Source organism: Mangrovibacterium diazotrophicum, from assembly GCF_003610535.1.
GTDB lineage: Bacteria > Bacteroidota > Bacteroidia > Bacteroidales > Prolixibacteraceae > Mangrovibacterium > Mangrovibacterium diazotrophicum.
In genome coordinates, this window is sequence record NZ_RAPN01000001.1 from 2,549,315 (window position 1) to 2,566,997 (window position 17,683).

The window sequence follows — 17,683 nt, forward strand, 5'->3', positions numbered from 1 at the left end:
CCGAACGCTCATAAACCAATACTGAAAAAACAAACCCATGAAATACATCACACTCCTGCTCCTAACCTGCGGTATTTTTAACAATGCTTTTTCGCAAGACCAAAAGATAAAAATGAGTTTGAATGATGCCATCGAAATGGCATCTCAGAATTCAATTGATGCCTTCCGAATAACCAACATGTACCGGGCCAGCTACTGGGAGTACCGTTACTACAAAGCCGACCGACTCCCAACCTTGTCGCTGTCGGCTACACCCATCGATTTTAACCGATACCGAACCCGCGAATACAACTTTCAAACGAACGAAGAAGAATACGTTCAACGGGAATACCTTAGTTCGGACTTTGCGCTTTCGTTGACGCAGAATGTAGCGCTCACCGGAGGTAGCTTTTTCCTGAGCTCCGATGTGGCCATGGTCAAAAACCTTGGCGACAGTCAGAACGACAGCTATCAATCCACACCAATCAGTATTGGTTATCAACAAAGTCTGAACGGTTACAATGCCTTGAAATGGCAAGCGAAAATTGAACCGCTTAAATTTGAAATCGCTAAAAAGGAACTCATCGAGTCACGCGAGTCGCTTTCGATTAAGGCGTCTGAAAAATTTTTCGACTTGGTCGATGCTCAAATTCAACTGAATATCGCACAAAACAACCTGGCAAGTAACGACACGCTCTATCGATTAGGCAAAGGCCGTTTCCAGGTGGGAACAGTAACCCAGGATGACTTGCTGACATTGGAACTCAACCTACTGAAGGCCAAACAGTCGTTAAACGAGTCCAACTCAGAGGTTCAACGCGCCCAAGCCGATCTCAATTCTTTCCTCGGACTCGACAAAAACACGACTATCGAATGTATCATTCCATCTGATATTCCCCCCATTCAAATCGACGTTAGTAAAGCGATTGAAAAGGCGATGGCTAACAACCCGTTTCCACTCGAACAACAGCAACAGTTGCTGGAAGAAAACGAAACCGTGGCTGAAGCAAAGGCTGAAGCCGGATTCAATACAAGCATTTATGCAATCTACGGACTCGATCAATCCTCCAGTGAATTCTCTGAAGTCTACAAAAACCCGGACAACAGCCAGCGCTTTCGTCTGGGACTCAGTATTCCGATCATTGACTGGGGCCGCCGGAAAGGAGCCTACCAAATGGCACTTTACAACCGTGAAGTTGTAAAAGCAACAATCGAGCAGGCTCGGATTGACTTTGAGCAAGAGCTTTTTCAGGACGTCATTGAATTCAACCTGCAGGCTGAACAGGTGAAAACTGCCGGACTAGCAGATACCGTTGCCCAAAAAGGATACGAAGTCGCCTTGCAGCGATTCCTGATTGGAAAAGTAGATGTCGTTAAGCTCAACATTTCTCGAAATGACCTGGAAACAGCCCGCCTATCCTACATTTCTGCCGTACGAAAATACTGGAACTACTATTACACGCTGCGCATGAAAACTCTCTTCGATTTCGTGGAAAACGAAACGCTTTCGGTTGAATACGATAAACTTCTTGAAAAATAATTGTCATGAAGAAGAAAAAACTGATGGTTGCTGGAAGCATTGCAGCCATTATCATCATTGCCGCTTCTGTGATTCTCTTGGAAAGTACAGAATCAGGCAGCAGCAAACTAATTAAACGAGGAACGCTGAAAGCTGCAGTTACCGGACGGGGCGAGGTTCAGGGTGAAAATTCAGTCCGAATTGAATTGGCAAGCGTACTGCGAGACAATCAACTGCGCGTGTGGAGTTTCAAAATCAACGACCTCATCCCTGAGGGTAAAAAGGTAAAAAAAGGCGACTTCATCGCGCAACTCGATCCCAGCCAACTGGTAAGCAACATGCGCGAGCGCCAAACAGAAAAAGAAAAGTTTGATGCCGATCTCAGAAATGCCATCATCGACAGCACCGTAAACCTTACGGCCAAGCGAGAAGACATTGTCAACGCCAGGTTGGAACTGCAATACAAACAAATCGATCTCGACATGGCCGAGTTTGAATCCGGAGCCGAAAAACGAAAAGCGACAATGGCTTATCAGAAAGCACAGATTGCGCTCGATAAATCCAAGCGGGATTACCTGCTCGAAAAAAACCGCATGAAGACACGCATTCTCCGTTACGAATCCCGCGCGAAGCAGCTTCAGGAAGTCATCGACAAATTTCAACGGGCTTTGGCTGAATTGCGGATCACCTCTCCCGGCGACGGCATTGTGATGATCAGCGAAGACTTTCTGGGGAAAAAGCTGACCAAAGACAGCCGTATCAGCACCTGGATGCCATTGTTGGCAACCCTCCCCGATATGTCATCGGCCATCGTCGAAACCTACATCAAGGAAATCGACATCACGAAAATCAGTCTCGGCGACTCCGCTCAAATTGCAGTCGATGCCATTCCCAACAAACTTTTCACCGGCAAGGTGATTAAAGTGGCCAATATGGGTGAAGACAAAAGCGGCTTCGACATGAAAGTGTTTCGCGTCGTCATTCGGTTTGACAATGTTGACAATGACCTGAAGCCAGGCATGACCTGCAACAACGACATCATCTTTGCCGCCTACGAAAACCAGCTACTGGCACCTTTAAAGGCAATCTTCACAAAAGGAACTGACCGGATTGTTTACCTGAAACGAAAAGGAGAAATCATTGAGCAACCCGTTAAAACCGGGGCTGAAGACGAGGAAAATGTGGTTATTCTGAACGGACTTCAGGAAGGAGACCGGGTATTGTTATATCAGCCGTCGTCTGAAGAGATCAAAGGCTGATAACACGAGGCCGCAAAATGGTGTCTTTGGCTCGTTGGGTTGAATTGCAAAAGAATCTTAAAACGGTTAGCCTAATCCGCAAAACCTTTTATCTTTGTTTACTCGTAAAAAACACAAAAAAACAAAAATAAACACGTTATGAAAGTTACAGTAGTTGGTGCAGGTGCTGTAGGCGCTAGTTGTGCAGAATACATCGCAATTAAAGATTTTGCTGATGAGATCGTAATCGTTGACATTAAAGAAGGTTTTGCTGAAGGAAAAGCAATGGACCTGATGCAAACAGCATCGTTAAACGGTTTCGACTCGACCATCACCGGAACAACCAACGATTATTCGAAAACTGCCGGCAGCGACGTAGCTGTGATCACCAGTGGTATTCCTCGTAAACCGGGAATGACTCGCGAAGAGCTGATCGGTATTAATGCAGGAATCGTTAAAACCGTTTCTGAAAACCTGATCAAATATTCACCCAATGTTATCCTGATTGTTGTTAGTAACCCAATGGACACCATGGCTTACCTGGCACACAAAGCAACAGGACTTCCGAAAAACCGCATCATTGGTATGGGTGGTGCATTGGACAGCGCCCGTTTCAAATATCGTTTGGCCGAAGCGTTGGATTGCCCGCAATCTGACATCTCTGCCATGGTTATCGGTGGACACTCAGATACCGGTATGGTTCCATTGATTGAAAAAGCTGTTCGCAACAGCGTTCCTGTTTCTGAATTCCTTTCAGCAGAAAAAATGGCCGAAGTTGTTGAAGCAACAAAAGTTGGTGGTGCTACGCTGACAAAATTATTGGGTACAAGTGCCTGGTATGCTCCGGGAGCTGCAGTATCTGAATTGGTTCGCGCCATCGCTTTAGATTCTAAAAAAATGTTCCCATGTTCAGCTTTGTTGGAAGGCGAATATGGCTTGAGCGATATCTCGTTGGGTGTACCTTGCGTTTTGGGTAAAAACGGTATCGAAAAAATCGTTGAGATTGAACTTTCAGCTGCCGAAAAAGCAAAAATGATGGAAAGTGCTGAAGGTGTAAAAGCCGTAAACGCATTGTTGTAATCGAATTAGATTCCACCAGATATGAAAGCCACTGCATTTGCGGTGGCTTTTTTGTTTTTGACCTTCTCCCGATAAAACCAGGCAAACGTCTACTCATTCCAAACTGCTTACTCTTCGCAATAACTCGCCGTTTCATCTTTACCCTCATGAGCGATTGTTTGGCCGGAGGCTACTTTTATGCAAGAGATATTGTTACCGAAGCAATACAGATACTCCAATAGCGTATTCTGACTTACATCAAGGCTTGTCAGATTATTGTAGACGCAGTACAAAGACTTCAACAGTGTATTCTGACTTACGTCGAGGCTACTTAAATTATTTCCGTCGCAGCTCAAATATGTCAATGCGGTGTTCTGACTTACATCAAGGCTACTCAAATTATTGTAGCCACAATGCACTGATTTTAAAGCAAAATTGGGGCTCACGTTAAAACTACTTAAATTATTGCCTTCACAATTCAAAAGCTCCAATACTGTATTATGACTAACATCGAGCGTTGTCAGTTTGTTGTACTCACAATGCAAATATTCCAACGCCGTATTATCGCTCACGTCGAGACTGCTAAGATTATTATCTACGCAACTCAAAATTGCCAATTCTGCATTTTGATCTAAATCAATACTGATCAGTTCATTGCTCCCGCAGTACAGCATGATTAAAGCTGTATTTTTTTCAATATTGAGAGTGTTTAAATTATTATCATAGCAATGCAATGATGTCAACCTTGTATTTTGGCTCACATCCAGGCTAGTCAAATTATTGTAAGCGCAATCTAACTCTGTAATATTTTTAAAGTAGGCTATACCTGTCAGATCTTTTATTCCTTCTTCATTATAATATTCATCCCAAGTCCCCGCGACATTAATCTCAGATGCATAGTTTTCGGCTTCTGCAATGGAAATTTCGCCATCGTCGTTTGTGTCAATACTGTGGCGGCTCTTATCTAGCAACCGCTGTTTAAACAAAACATCGGGAAAGTTGATGTTTGCGCTTTTATCCACCGGAACCGAGCCATCTTCTGTCACACTCATTTGTGTGACATTTACAGTAATCGTAGTTTCCTTACACGAAATCAAAATGCTTGCGCTCCGATCCTCTCCGGTATAATTCACCAGCAGACTGATCGATACCGTATAATCGCCTGCTCCACTTCCGTTGTCGGGCGTAATAGAAAGCCAATCGGGCAATTCACTTGTAGTCCACACTGCGGTTGTGCTGAAAACCAGTTCGCTTTCTCCTTGTGTTTGGTCGGCAAATACTTGCTGAGTAAATTGGCTGCTGTCAAGTATTTCTATTGAGGGAGTGTTAATCGAGTCTTCTTTTTTACATCCTGTCAGGAGAACAGTCAACAATAGGAAACCAGAGATTAGTTTTTTCATAAGTATTACAAGCAATTAGGTTTTAGCAATGCGCGAACCAAATATAAAAATTCCTGAAAAAGAAATCGCTTATTTAAATTAATTATTTCTAGAGTCACTTAAATACACCCACATAAAAAACTAATTATGTGACCAATGAACAAACAACACAACCACATTACAATCAAATAAAAATAAAAAACCAACATAAACACTACCAACAACCAAGAACATCACAATAATCCGCTAACAAGAACACTGAATTAACTGTGCCCCATTAAAGCTCTCTGAACTTACCAAATACAGAATGCACGGACCGATTTCATCGAATCTCTTTGTTCTAAAAATCCAGAAATTCAAAAATCGGAGAATTCATCAATCTGACTATCTTTACCCCTTCTGACAAAAATATTGACCGGTTTGATGAAGAATCTGTTTTGCAAATCCATTGAATTACCGCTCGAAATCGTTGAGCTGGAAGAGCACAATTACCACCTGATGCTAAAAGGCCGCCTGGCTGATGGCGCTGAGGCTTGGTGGATTGTGGACACGGGCGCTTCTAAAACGGTGTTCGACCGAAACCAGGAAAGCTATTTCGAACTGGAGGAGTCGCACAACAAAAGCGACTACCAAAGTGCGGGCATCAACGCTGGGATGGTTGAAACAAAAGTCGGCAACATTTCAAAATTAAAATTCGGAACCATCAAGATCAAAAACCTGAAGGTTGCGTTAATTGACTTGAAACACGTGAACGACATCTACCAACGCTACCACGACAAACCGGTTGTCGGACTTCTAGGTAGCGACGTAATGGCCAATTATGGTTGTAAGATTGACTACATGAATAAAACCATTTCGTTTCAAACAAAGCCGCTGCGTAAATAGAAAAGTCCAGGTTCCAAATCCCAAAGTACAAATCACAAAAATCAAATTACCGCAAGTCGAAAGCTTCAAACTACGGGAAATGTTATTGATGGTCATTAGTCGTCAATACTGGCACCATGCAAACGCATTTTGTTATTTGGAATTTTCTTCTTTTGAAATTTGGTCGGAATGTCATTCATTGTCGATTGATCGCTTTGCTCCTTGCACTATGCCATTTGCCCTATGCCCAAAAATCTGTTCTAAAATAGTTGGTCATCAGGCTTAAGTTTTGTAAAAATGAATATATTTGCGACCTATTGAAAAAACTTTGAAGGAGTCTGACGACTCTTTTCCGGATTGAATTGAGAATGATGAAAGTCAAAAAACACCTTAGCCGAAAACTGATATGCCGCCTGTTGCTTTTTGCCGCAGTGGTTATTTCTGCCGTGTTGTTTGACTCCTACCACCAAGGTTCTGAGATCGTTTCAAAAGAAAAGTCTCACAAATCCGAATCGTCACAAAGTGTCATTACAACGCCTGAGTTTTGCGTTAACCCGGCTAGCACCTTCAAGCTAATCAGTGGTGCCGACAAGCTTTTCTCGGGTTTGGTATTTGCCGGAAATAAAAGTGATCTGCTCACTTCTTGGTTCAACAACCACTCTTTCCATTTATTAAAAGCAGAATCGCTGAACCGAAATAACCCGTTTTTATTATCGGCTCATTTCATGAAATTTAACTGTTGTCACCAGACCAGTCCCGACGACAGTTCTTCCGCTTCCGCTTAATTTTTCAGATCCGACACAGGTATTCGTCCCGAATGGGAGAATTGCGCCTGCCCTATTTTCACGAAAAAATTCAATACAAAACAATAGATTTTAAATTTTCGATCAAATGCAAAACAAAGGATTAATCAGAACTTTTGCCATTTTATTGGCTCTGGTTTGTGCTTACCAGCTCACCTTTACATTTGTAGCGCGCAAAGTTGAAAAAGACGCACGCGAATATGCAAAAGGTGACGAAATGAAGGAATTGGTTTACCTTGATTCCGTTTCGGGCACAACTGTTTACAACTTCCTTGGGCTTAAAAAATACTCTTACAAAGATGTAAAAGCCCTGGAGATGAACTTAGGTCTTGACTTGAAAGGCGGTATGAACGTAACCCTTGAGGTTTCGGTTGCCGACCTGATCAAATCACTTTCAAACTACAGCACCGACACAACTTTCAACGCGGCACTAGCTCTTGCAAAAGAAAAACAACGCAACAGCCAGGACGACTTCGTGACACTGTTCGGTCAGGCTTTTGAACAAGTTGATCCGAATGCACAGCTTGCTGCGATTTTCAACACACTGGAGTTGAAAGACAAAGTAAAATACAACTCGACCAACGCTGAGGTAATGCGCGTGATTCGCGAAGAAACCGATGCGGCCATCGACAATGCATTCCAAATTATTCGTTCTCGTATCGACCGTTTCGGTGTTGCTCAGCCAAACATCCAAAAGCTGCAAACTCCGGGACGTATCTTGGTTGAATTACCGGGTATCGACAACCCTGAACGTGTTCGTAAACTGTTACAAGGAACTGCCAAACTGGAGTTCTGGGAAACTTACGACAACAGCGAGGTTTATTCTGTGTTGATGCAAATCAACGAAAAAGTAAAAGAAGTTCAGTCGCTTTCAGGCGAACAAACTGCTGCGGCTGCAACTACTGAAAGCGCAGAAACTACTGCTGCGACAGCCGATACAACTGCAAACAGCTTGCTGAGCGAAATGGAAAGCTCTGGCGACACTGCTGCTGTTGATCAAATGACGAACTTCAAAAAGCAATACCCATTGTTTGCAGTAATGCAACCAAGCACAACTCAGGACGGCCAATTGTATCCGGGACCTGTTGTTGGTACTGCACACTTTAAAGACACTGCTACAATCGATTCATACCTGGCTTTACCACAAGTTAAGTCGGTTATTCCGCGTAACCTGAAGTTCATGTGGACTTCGAAAGCAATTGATGATGCCGGTAACTATTTCCGTCTGATCGCCATCAAGGTAACCGGTCGTGATGGCCGTGCTCCATTGGATGGTGACGTAATTGTTGATGCTCGTCAGGATTACGAACAATTCGGAAGCCGCCCTGAAGTTTCGATGACCATGAACAGCGAAGGTTCAAAAACCTGGGCTCGTTTGACGAAAGATAACGTAGGCAAATCAATCGCTATCGTATTGGACGGCTATGTTCGTTCATTCCCGAATGTAAACGGTGAAATCACCGGAGGTCGCTCAAGCATCACCGGTTTGGAATCGGTTGAAGAAGCGAAGGACTTGGCAAACATCCTGAAATCAGGTAAAATGCCTGCTCCTGCTCACATTATCCAGGAAGAAATCGTTGGACCTTCATTGGGTCAGGAAGCGATCAACAGCGGTCTGTGGTCATTCGCCATCGCCTTCATCCTGGTATTGGCTTACATGTTGTTCTTCTATAGCAAGAAAGCCGGTTTGGCTGCAAACATTGCCCTGCTTGCCAACTTGTTCTTCATCATCGGTGTGTTGGCATCAATCGGTGCTGTATTGACATTGCCCGGTATTGCCGGTATCGTATTGACCATCGGTATGTCTGTCGATGCGAACGTGTTGATTTACGAACGTATCCAGGAAGAAATTAAAGCCGGTAAAGGCTTGAAACTGGCAATCCAGGATGGTTACAAAAACGCTTACTCAGCCATCATCGACGGCCAGGTAACAACCTTGTTGACAGGTATCGTTCTTTACTTGTTCGGTTCAGGTCCAATCAAAGGTTTCGCTACAACCCTGATCATCGGTATCTTTACATCGTTGTTCTCGGCCATCTTCCTGACTCGTTTGACATTCGAACGTCAATTGTCAAAAGGCAAGAACATCACCTTCACATCAAAATTCACCGACGAGTGGTTGCGTAATGCAAAAATCAAATTCCTCGAAAAACGTAAAATCGCTTACATCATTTCAGGTGCATTGATTGTCATCTCGTTGGCTTCGATCTTCACGCGTGGTTTCAACTACGGTATCGACTTCAAAGGGGGTCGTACTTATGTTGTTCGTTTCGATGAAGACGTGAAAGTTGCTGAAGTTGGTAAAGCGCTATCCGCCGTTTACGGCGAAGCTCCTGAAGTGAAAACATTCGGTGGTAACAACCAGGTTAAAATCACAACAGAATACAAAATCGACGAATTGTCAACCGAAGTTGATGAAGAAGTTGACGAATTGATGTTGAAAGGTCTGCAACAAGGCGGTTTCATTGCCAGCGATGTAACCATGGCACAATTCGACTCAGAATATCGTATGAGTTCACAAAAAGTGGGTCCTACAATTTCTGACGACATCAAGAAAGACGCGTTGATCGCGATTGGTTTCTCGCTGTTGATCATCTTCCTTTACATCCTGCTTCGTTTCCGCAACTGGCAGTTTGGTTTGGGTGCATTGATCGCCTTGGCGCACGATACCATCATCACGCTTGGTTTCTTCTCGTTGCTGCACGGCTTACTGCCATTCTCGCTTGAAATTGACCAGGCGTTTATTGCAGCGATCCTGACGGTGGTAGGTTACTCGATCAACGATACCGTGGTAGTATTCGACCGTATCCGTGAGTATTTCCAAATTCACCCGAAACGTTCAAACGAAGTGAACATGAACGAAGCGATGAACTCAACACTGCGTCGTACCTTCAGTACTTCGTTGAGTACATTCGTGGTAATTTTGGCCATCTTCCTGTTTGGTGGTACTTCAATCCAAGGTTTCACATTTGCCTTGTTGATTGGTGTAGGCGTGGGTACTTACTCATCAATCTTCGTTGCAACTCCGATTGTTTACGATACTTACAAGCAAGTTGAAAAAGCAAAAGTTAAGAAAGCAGTGAAGTAATTCGCAGCAATCTGCATAATATTGAAAGCCTCTGGAAACTCCGGGGGCTTTTTTCGTTTTTAATAGATCTTTGGATTACGGGATTTCCAAATGTTGGACCAAATGACTACCAGACAAATTGAAGGTTTGTTCAGTTGACGGATTGAAGGCCCCCCGAACGAGAAAGAAAAAACAAAAATCCACCGCCTCCATCAACGACTCAACACTTCAACGTTTCAACAAAAACGACCAGTAGCAAGCAAACTGCAACCCGACACCAAGGACATGAAACAACGATCAAATAACCAGTCTTTTAAATCAGACATCGGACAAAAATTTATCAAGAAACAAACAACCAGAAACCAATAACAAGGAACTAGCAACTAGGAACAAGTAACCAGCAACTAGCGACCAAAAACAGAATTATTAATGATTGCAAATCAAACCAAGGAAGTCATAAACTTGTTTGTATATTTGCTAAAAATTATTCGATCATGGCGCATTCTTTCTTATTTATCAGTGGTGGCGAAATTGTAATGGTAATGCTGATCGCCCTGTTGTTTTTTGGGTCGAAAGCAATTCCCGATATTGCCAAAACACTCGGGAAAGGTTTGCGCGAATTCAAAAAAGCTACCAACGAGATTCAGAGAGAGCTTGAAGCCAACACTAGTGATTTCAAGCGTGAGGTGAATGACATTCAGTCTACCGTAAAAAGAGAATCGAACCGAATTTCTGATGACATCCGGAATGTTTCTTCGCGAATGGAGGAAGAAGGGAATAAGATTAGCAAAGGCGTAGAAGAAGAAATCAAAAAGAATTAAATCTGCTTTCATGTTCGAACTCGTATTGTATGCGGCAGCCATGCTGCTTTGCTTTGTATTATTGGCTCGTATCGTCGATAAATTTTTTGTGGTTTCACTCGACCGTATTTCCCACGACTGGAAATTGTCGTCGGATGCAGCAGGTGCAACATTAATGGCCGTTGGATCCAGTGCCCCGGAACTATTTGTAGCTTTATTCGCTGTTTTGAAACCCGGCGATCACGACGCTATTGGCATTGGAAGTATTGTGGGAAGTGCCCTTTTCAACTTATTGGCCATTGGTGGTATTGTTGCGTTGGTCCGCAAATCTACCCTCACCTGGCAGCCCATGGTTCGCGATATCCTTTTTTATTTCGTAGCCGTAGTATTGCTGCTATGGGGAATTATCGACGGTAATTTCAGCATTGTCGACTCACTCCTTTTCCTCGGCTTATATGCCGTTTATGTATTTGCTGTAGTTCGCTGGAGACGTTGGTTCTCCTATAAAGACAATGGCAAGGATGTTGAGCAAGAAGCAGAAGTTGACGAAAAACCGAACTTCATCGATCGCATTTTGGGCATTTTCTTTCCAAAGCCGGAACATTATTATTGGGTCTTTTTCATTTCAATCCTCCTCATCGCAGGCATGAGCTGGGTATTGGTTGAATCAGCCATTCATGTGTCGCATGTACTGAACATACCGGAATCGATTATCGCATTGACGGTATTGGCAGCAGGCACTTCAATCCCCGATTTAATCTCATCGATGGTTGTGGCGAAACAAGGCCGTGGCGATATGGCCATCAGCAATGCGATTGGCTCAAACATCTTCGATATTTTAGTCGGCCTGGGTTTTCCGTTCCTTTTAGTCATGCTCATCAGCGGCACGACTATAGAAACCGGCGGACACAATCTAGAGAGTTCATCAATTGCCCTTTTTGCATCGCTCATAGCTTTTACGCTTTTACTGGTAGCCAAACGCTGGAAGATTAACTGGTTCACCGGGATTGTCCTACTGTTGCTTTACATTGTTTATTTAACACGCGAAATCATTCTACTTTAGCTATCTTTAGAGGCAACCAAAAATTGACGCAGCATTGATTACCGCAAAAAATATTACGAAAACATTTGGCGACCTGAAAGTTCTGAAAGGAATTGATCTGGAAATCCCCGCAGGCAAACTTTACTCTATTGTTGGCCCGAGTGGCGCCGGAAAAACGACCTTATTGCAAATACTGGGAACTTTGAGCAAACCGGATTCAGGCGAAGTACACATCCACGACAAATCCGTTTTCGCTTTGGGTGAAAAGCAACTGGCTGCATTTCGGAATAAAGAAATTGGGTTTGTATTCCAGTTTCACTACCTGCTGCCCGAGTTCAATGCGTTGGAGAATGTTTGCATCCCGGCCTTCATTGCCAAGAAAGGCAAAAAGGAAACCGAAGCACGCGCCAAAGAATTACTCAACTTTTTAGGGTTGTCGCACCGTTTGACCCACAAACCAGCCGAACTTTCCGGCGGCGAACGTCAGCGGGTAGCTGTTGCACGGGCGCTCATTAATAACCCGGCAGTAATCATGGCCGACGAACCGTCCGGCAACCTAGATACACAAAACCGCAACGATCTGCACGACCTGTTTTTCAAGCTACGTGACGAGTTCAAGCAAACCTTGGTAATTGTTACCCACGACGAAAACTTTGCACGCCAATCCGACCGAATTATCCGGATGCGAGATGGACGGATTGAAGATTAGCTAATGTTTCATTACGGATTCAGAATTTCGACTACGAAAAAGCTGACTATCTCGATCTGGTTTCTATCAAGTCTTAAAGTCTTTAAAAATGCGATTTAGTGTATTTCGCCATAACCGTAGCAAACGCTTCTTCGATATTTTTATCCGCCAACTACCAGCGCAATGATGCACTCCAACTGAAATTCCGTTTTCTTCAATGGTTTGCTTTTCTTGCCTATTTTGGGGTGTAGGAGGATGAAACACCATTTTATCCGGAGTAAAGATATCTGCATAATCAGATTGCTGAAAAGCTCTGGTCAAAAATGCAGGCCCGGTCGTTTCTTCTTCCAGATTTGTGTACTCCTGTTTTTTATCGACATTCTGATGTCGGCCGTATTTTAAATCCTGAATTACGTCAAACCAAAATGGATGATTGGGTTCCGATGCAAGCAGACAGTTACCAATGCCTTCAAATTTATCTCCGTGTTATATTTGCCTGTTGTGCGGCAATACAACCCGATAATCCTTAAAATCAAACGGTTTCAGCACTTCATAATCTAAGTCTAAATACACCCCTCCTATTTTATACATAATCAGATACCGGAAGGCATCAGCACGCATCACATTTCGGGAAAAACCAAGATAGCGCTCAAGAAAATCCGGAAATTCGTCTTCGACAAACTTTTGCATCGCCTCATCAGTCCAAAGCTTGTATGTCCATCCTGAATTTAGCCGTTTAACCTTGTCAACATACGGTATCCATTCGCCGGGAATCTGTTCATCCTTCCACGTTTGATGTATTATTTTCGGAATCATCGTTGTATAGTTCATTGATCTTTTGATGCAGCGCTGTATGTGTAAAAGCATCCTGCTTTTCCTTCATACAATTTAATACTTTAGAATGAACTAAAATCCGGTTGAATAGCGAACTTCTGAATAAAAGCAAAAACACTATTTTTTCCGGAGTGCACAAACGAATTCGAATTCTAAACATCTGCTACACCTAATCAATTCCCCCGACACTAGTCCCCCGAAATAAAAAAACCCTGCCGATTGGCAGGGTTCCCCATTTATATAATTTCGTTCTACTATAAAAAAGCATCTACGTCTGCGAGTTCCATATCGAATGCTTCTGCAACACCGGCATAAACAATCTTTCCGTCAATCACGTTCAAGCCCTTTTTCAAAGGCAAGCTTTCTTTACAAGCTTTCTTCCATCCTTTGTTTGCGATCTGAATGGCGTAAGGTAAGGTTGCGTTTGTTAAAGCTAAAGTAGATGTACGCGGAACAGCTCCCGGCATGTTCGCAACTGAGTAGTGAATGATATCATCGATTACGAACGTCGGATTGTCGTGCGTTGTTGCTTTTGTAGTTTCGAAGCAACCACCCTGGTCAACTGCAACGTCTACCATTACAGTTCCCGGACGCATTGTTGGAATCATATCGCGGGTAACCAGCTTCGGAGTTTTCGCCCCTGGAATCAATACGGCACCGATAATTACATCGTGCGTTTTCACCATATCACGAATGTTATATTCGTTACTCATCATGGTTTTCACGTTGGCCGGCATGATATCGTCCAAATAGCGCAAGCGCTTCAAACTAACATCCATAATAGTCGTATCGGCACCTAAACCTGCTGCCATCTTCGCTGCTTCGGTACCAACAATTCCTCCACCAATAATCAGCACTTTGGCTGGCGGAACCCCGGCTACACCTCCCAGCAATACGCCGTAACCGCCGTAAGTTTTTTCCAGGTATTTCGCACCTTGTTGTACCGACATGCGTCCTGCAACCTCCGACATGGGTACCAACAACGGCAACGAGCGATCGTCCAGCTCAACAGTTTCGTAAGCCAAACATACTGCTTCGCTTTCGATCATCGCTTTCAGCAACGGCTCGCAAGATGCAAAGTGGAAATATGTGTATAAGATCTGGCCTTTTTTGATCAATTTGTATTCAGGCTCGATCGGCTCTTTTACTTTAATAATCATTTCTGCAATCGCGTACACGTCTTCAATCGTCGGCAGCATCTTTGCTCCCGCTACGACGTAAGCTTCATCTGCAAATCCACTTCCATTACCAGCGGTTGCTTGTACGTATACTTCATGACCATTTTTGACTAACTCAGCAGCGCCGGCTGGAGTTAATGCCACCCGGTTTTCGTTGTTCTTAATTTCTTTGGGTACTCCAATAATCATATCGCATCAAATTAAAATTATCATTCATCAAAATTAGATCAATAACCACATGGAAAACATGACAAAGGACAAGGAATAACATCCTGAGGAGAAACGTTAACAATTAGTTCAGATTGGTATGACAACCTACCAATAAACAGTGATAAATTCGCGGAAATAAATCTGTTAAAATTTCAAATTTGTATTCCTGCACCGATTTCAATTTAAAATTGATAATCGTATATTTGCCCTCCGAGCAAAAATTTTTAAATACATATGCCAACTACGTCCATTCGGGGAAATAAAATGCCTGATTCACCGATCAGGAAGCTTGTTCCGCTGGCTAATAAAGCCAAGGAAAAAGGAATTAAAGTGTACCATTTAAATATTGGTCAACCGGATTTACCCACTCCTCAGCGAGCGTTGGACGCGATTCGGAACATTGACCGCAAGATACTCGAGTATAGCCCGAGTGAAGGAATTCTGTCGCTTCGCCAAAAGTTGGCGGCCTATTATCACAAATTCAAAATCAATGTTGGGGTTGAAGACATTATTGTGACAGCCGGAGGTAGCGAAGCGGTTACCTTTGCCTTCATGTCGTGCCTTGATCCGGGCGACGAGATTATCGTTCCCGAGCCAGCTTATGCCAACTACGAAGCGTTTGCAATTGTGGCTGGTGCAATCATCAAATCAATTCCGGCAAAAATTGAAGAAGGTTTCGCCCTTCCTCCTATCGAAGAATTTGAAAAACTGATCACCCCGAAAACAAAGGGGATCATGATCTGCAACCCCAATAACCCAACCGGTTATTTGTATACGCAGTCCGAGATGAACGCTATTCGCGACCTGGTGAAGAAATACGACTTGTATTTATTCTCAGACGAAGTTTACCGCGAATTCTGTTACACCGGCGCACCATATATTTCGGCTTTCCACCTGGAAGGAATCGAGCAGAATGTGATCCTGATCGACTCCGTTTCGAAACGCTACAGCGAATGCGGAATCCGCATCGGTGCTTTGATTTCGAAAAACGCGGCTGTTCGCCGCAACGTAATGAAGTTCTGTCAGGCCCGTTTGAGCCCACCTTTGATCGGACAAATTGCCGCAGAAGCATCACTGGAGGAAACCGATGGCTACCTGATGGATTCGTACAACGAATATGTGGAGCGTCGCAAATTCCTCATCGATGGTTTAAACCGGATCGACGGTGTTTATTCGCCAATACCGATGGGCGCATTTTACACCGTAGCCCAACTACCGGTTGACGATTCGGACAAGTTTTGCGCCTGGTTACTGGACGAGTTCAGCTTCGAAGGAGAAACGATATTTATGGCTCCTGCCACCGGGTTCTACACCACACCGGGCTACGGAACAAATGAGGTGCGAATTGCCTACGTTCTGAAAAAGAAAGACCTGGCCCGTGCACTCAAAATTCTGGACGAAGCGTTGAAAGTTTATCCGGGAACGGTTTATAAACACAACCATTAAAACACGCACAAATTACATATATGAAAGCTGATCCTAACGGATTGGCTTTTTTTCATACAAAAATCGACCTGCGGAATAATATGCAAAACAGAATAACGTTTTAGCAAAAACCCCACTTTTTCATGAATGCTGTGCGACTAATCATATTATTTATCTTAATAGGATATGCTTGTCAAGCACAACAATCGCAACTAACCTACGAAAAGCCCAACTATCGAAAAATTGAAAGAGCGATCCGCAAAAAACACGGACCACTCTACTACCCAAGCTTGATGACCCGATTTGAGCAAGCCGATTCAACCCTTACTTTAAAGGAAAAACGTCACTTATATTATGGCTATCAATTTCAACCCAAATACAACCCTTATTCCTCTTCAGACTACATCGACCGCATGTTGGAAATTATGAATAAAGACCAACAAACGAATGGTGAACTGCAATTCATCGTGCAATGTGCCGATTCGGTATACCGAGAATACCCGTTCTCGGTACTGGCACTAAACTGCCAACTACATGCATTAAAGCAACTCGGCCAGCTTGAGCTGTATAATAAAAGACTGAAACAATTATTCACAGTTCTGGATGCACTTGTAAGCTCGGGAGATGGAATAACTAAGCGGACTGCATTCTACGTGATTGACCCTTCTCACGAATATGCTGTGATCAATATTTTGGGACTTGAATTCGCCGGCTCTCAATATCAAACCACCCATTTCGATTTTCTGGAACTAAAAACTAACAAAAACAAACTACGGGGCCTTTATTTCGATGTTACGCCAAGCTTAAAATACTCAGATCCATTTATAAACAAAAAATCCGGTATTCCTAATGAGGATAATACCGGATACTCAAAGTTTTTTCACAATACAATTCATTTAACTTAGATCTACATTCAACGTATAGAAAGGTGCTTTGTCCCGGTTTGTCACTACATTTTTTGATTCCAGGGAACTGATATACGCCTTCCCGCGTTGGTAGCTCAATTTAAGGTGCATAATGATGTCTCCCATCATACATTGTTCTTTCTCGTGAATCAGTTGGATGATCTCACGCTCGACTTCATTTTTCACTGTCGACAAGTCTAACTTTGTTTTCATAGGCCTTTTTTTTTATTGTTTGTTGTATGGAGTTGTTGCTGGCGGGATCTCCTCACCCGCCTCCGCTAATTGAAATCTACGACAATTTTTCCATCCTTTAATTCCTCGATTACAAAAAACATTTTTGATCAGCATTACCGGAACGTTTGGCACGGTTAAGCTTCCCTGAAACACAGGGCAGGTCTTCGCGAAGGGGCATCTTTTTCCTAAATATTGAATTCCTGTCATAACTCAATGTATTGCGATCGATCAGATCAAGTTTACAATCCCCAACATCTTGAAGCGCTCAACATGCTCTTTCTATAAAGATAAGCAACCTGCCTGAATGTTTTGTTCACCCTCATCGACGAACAAGCGCCTAATTCACCTAAAAATTAGACAAAAAAGAAAGCGACACTTAAATCAGCATCGCTTTCATATTGTTATTCAGACTATTAAATTCAAAATTGTGATTATTTGAACATTCTTATAAAAAGTTTA

At 43.2% G+C, this 17,683-nt stretch carries 15 protein-coding genes; 11 read left to right on the forward strand and 4 right to left on the reverse strand.

Translation table 11 applies throughout. The annotated features are described in order from the left end of the window. Positions 1 to 37 precede the first annotated feature (37 nt). From BC643_RS10070 to BC643_RS10080, 3 genes are all read left to right on the forward strand, one after another. Entirely contained in the window at positions 38 to 1,519 is a 1,482-nt protein-coding gene (locus BC643_RS10070; protein WP_120272963.1) for a TolC family protein, read from the forward strand. A 5-nt stretch (positions 1,520 to 1,524) separates the two neighbouring features. Next, on the forward strand, positions 1,525 to 2,757 hold the full coding sequence (locus BC643_RS10075; protein ID WP_120272964.1) for an efflux RND transporter periplasmic adaptor subunit: 1,233 nt from the start codon (positions 1,525 to 1,527) through the stop codon (positions 2,755 to 2,757). A gap of 138 nt (positions 2,758 to 2,895) precedes the next feature. Continuing rightward, positions 2,896 to 3,816: a malate dehydrogenase gene (locus tag BC643_RS10080; RefSeq protein ID WP_120272965.1), complete on the forward strand. Its 921-nt coding sequence runs from the start codon at positions 2,896 to 2,898 to the stop codon at positions 3,814 to 3,816. Positions 3,817 to 3,923: 107 nt separating this feature from the next. Here BC643_RS10080 and BC643_RS10085 read toward each other — a convergent pair whose 3' ends face one another. After that, complete coding sequence (locus BC643_RS10085) at positions 3,924 to 5,195, reverse strand: BACON domain-containing protein (RefSeq protein ID WP_120272966.1); 1,272 nt, start codon at positions 5,193 to 5,195, stop codon at positions 3,924 to 3,926. Positions 5,196 to 5,597: 402 nt separating this feature from the next. Between BC643_RS10085 and BC643_RS10090 the strand changes: the two genes are divergently transcribed. The 6 genes from BC643_RS10090 (at position 5,598) to BC643_RS10115 (ending at position 12,459) form a co-directional block, all read left to right on the forward strand. Continuing rightward, a complete protein-coding gene (locus BC643_RS10090; RefSeq protein ID WP_120272967.1) occupies positions 5,598 to 6,059 on the forward strand; it encodes a retropepsin-like aspartic protease in 462 nt (153 codons plus the stop codon). Positions 6,060 to 6,406: 347 nt separating this feature from the next. Then, the gene (locus BC643_RS10095; protein ID WP_120272968.1) at positions 6,407 to 6,823 is read left to right on the forward strand and encodes a hypothetical protein; all 417 of its coding nucleotides are present in this window, start codon (positions 6,407 to 6,409) and stop codon (positions 6,821 to 6,823) included. Between the two features lie 106 nt (positions 6,824 to 6,929). Further along, the gene (gene secDF, locus BC643_RS10100) at positions 6,930 to 9,929 is read left to right on the forward strand and encodes a protein translocase subunit SecDF (protein ID WP_120272969.1); all 3,000 of its coding nucleotides are present in this window, start codon (positions 6,930 to 6,932) and stop codon (positions 9,927 to 9,929) included. A gap of 473 nt (positions 9,930 to 10,402) precedes the next feature. Continuing rightward, a complete protein-coding gene (locus BC643_RS10105; protein WP_120272970.1) occupies positions 10,403 to 10,729 on the forward strand; it encodes a twin-arginine translocase TatA/TatE family subunit in 327 nt (108 codons plus the stop codon). 10 nt (positions 10,730 to 10,739) lie between these two features. Then, positions 10,740 to 11,771 carry a calcium/sodium antiporter gene (locus BC643_RS10110; RefSeq protein WP_120272971.1) on the forward strand — a complete coding sequence of 344 codons (1,032 nt, stop codon included), beginning with the start codon at positions 10,740 to 10,742 and terminating at the stop codon, positions 11,769 to 11,771. Between the two features lie 34 nt (positions 11,772 to 11,805). Then, positions 11,806 to 12,459, forward strand: coding sequence for an ABC transporter ATP-binding protein (locus BC643_RS10115; protein WP_120272972.1), 654 nt, complete (start codon positions 11,806 to 11,808; stop codon positions 12,457 to 12,459). Positions 12,460 to 12,924: 465 nt separating this feature from the next. Here the strand turns inward: BC643_RS10115 and BC643_RS10120 are convergent, their stop codons facing one another. Together BC643_RS10120 and ald are read right to left on the reverse strand one after the other, a co-directional pair. After that, the gene (locus BC643_RS10120) at positions 12,925 to 13,269 is read right to left on the reverse strand and encodes a glycosyltransferase family 32 protein (RefSeq protein ID WP_170154517.1); all 345 of its coding nucleotides are present in this window, start codon (positions 13,267 to 13,269) and stop codon (positions 12,925 to 12,927) included. 257 nt (positions 13,270 to 13,526) lie between these two features. Next, positions 13,527 to 14,639 carry an alanine dehydrogenase gene (ald, locus tag BC643_RS10125; protein ID WP_120272974.1) on the reverse strand — a complete coding sequence of 371 codons (1,113 nt, stop codon included), beginning with the start codon at positions 14,637 to 14,639 and terminating at the stop codon, positions 13,527 to 13,529. A 255-nt stretch (positions 14,640 to 14,894) separates the two neighbouring features. Between ald and BC643_RS10130 the strand changes: the two genes are divergently transcribed. After that, a complete protein-coding gene (locus tag BC643_RS10130) occupies positions 14,895 to 16,106 on the forward strand; it encodes a pyridoxal phosphate-dependent aminotransferase (RefSeq protein WP_120272975.1) in 1,212 nt (403 codons plus the stop codon). A 122-nt stretch (positions 16,107 to 16,228) separates the two neighbouring features. After that, the gene (locus tag BC643_RS10135) at positions 16,229 to 16,990 is read left to right on the forward strand and encodes a DUF4919 domain-containing protein (protein ID WP_120272976.1); all 762 of its coding nucleotides are present in this window, start codon (positions 16,229 to 16,231) and stop codon (positions 16,988 to 16,990) included. Here BC643_RS10135 and BC643_RS10140 read toward each other — a convergent pair. Further along, entirely contained in the window at positions 16,982 to 17,203 is a 222-nt protein-coding gene (locus tag BC643_RS10140) for a hypothetical protein (RefSeq protein ID WP_120272977.1), read from the reverse strand. The two genes, BC643_RS10135 and BC643_RS10140, sit on opposite strands and share 9 nt — an antisense overlap. Positions 17,204 to 17,683 lie beyond the last annotated feature (480 nt).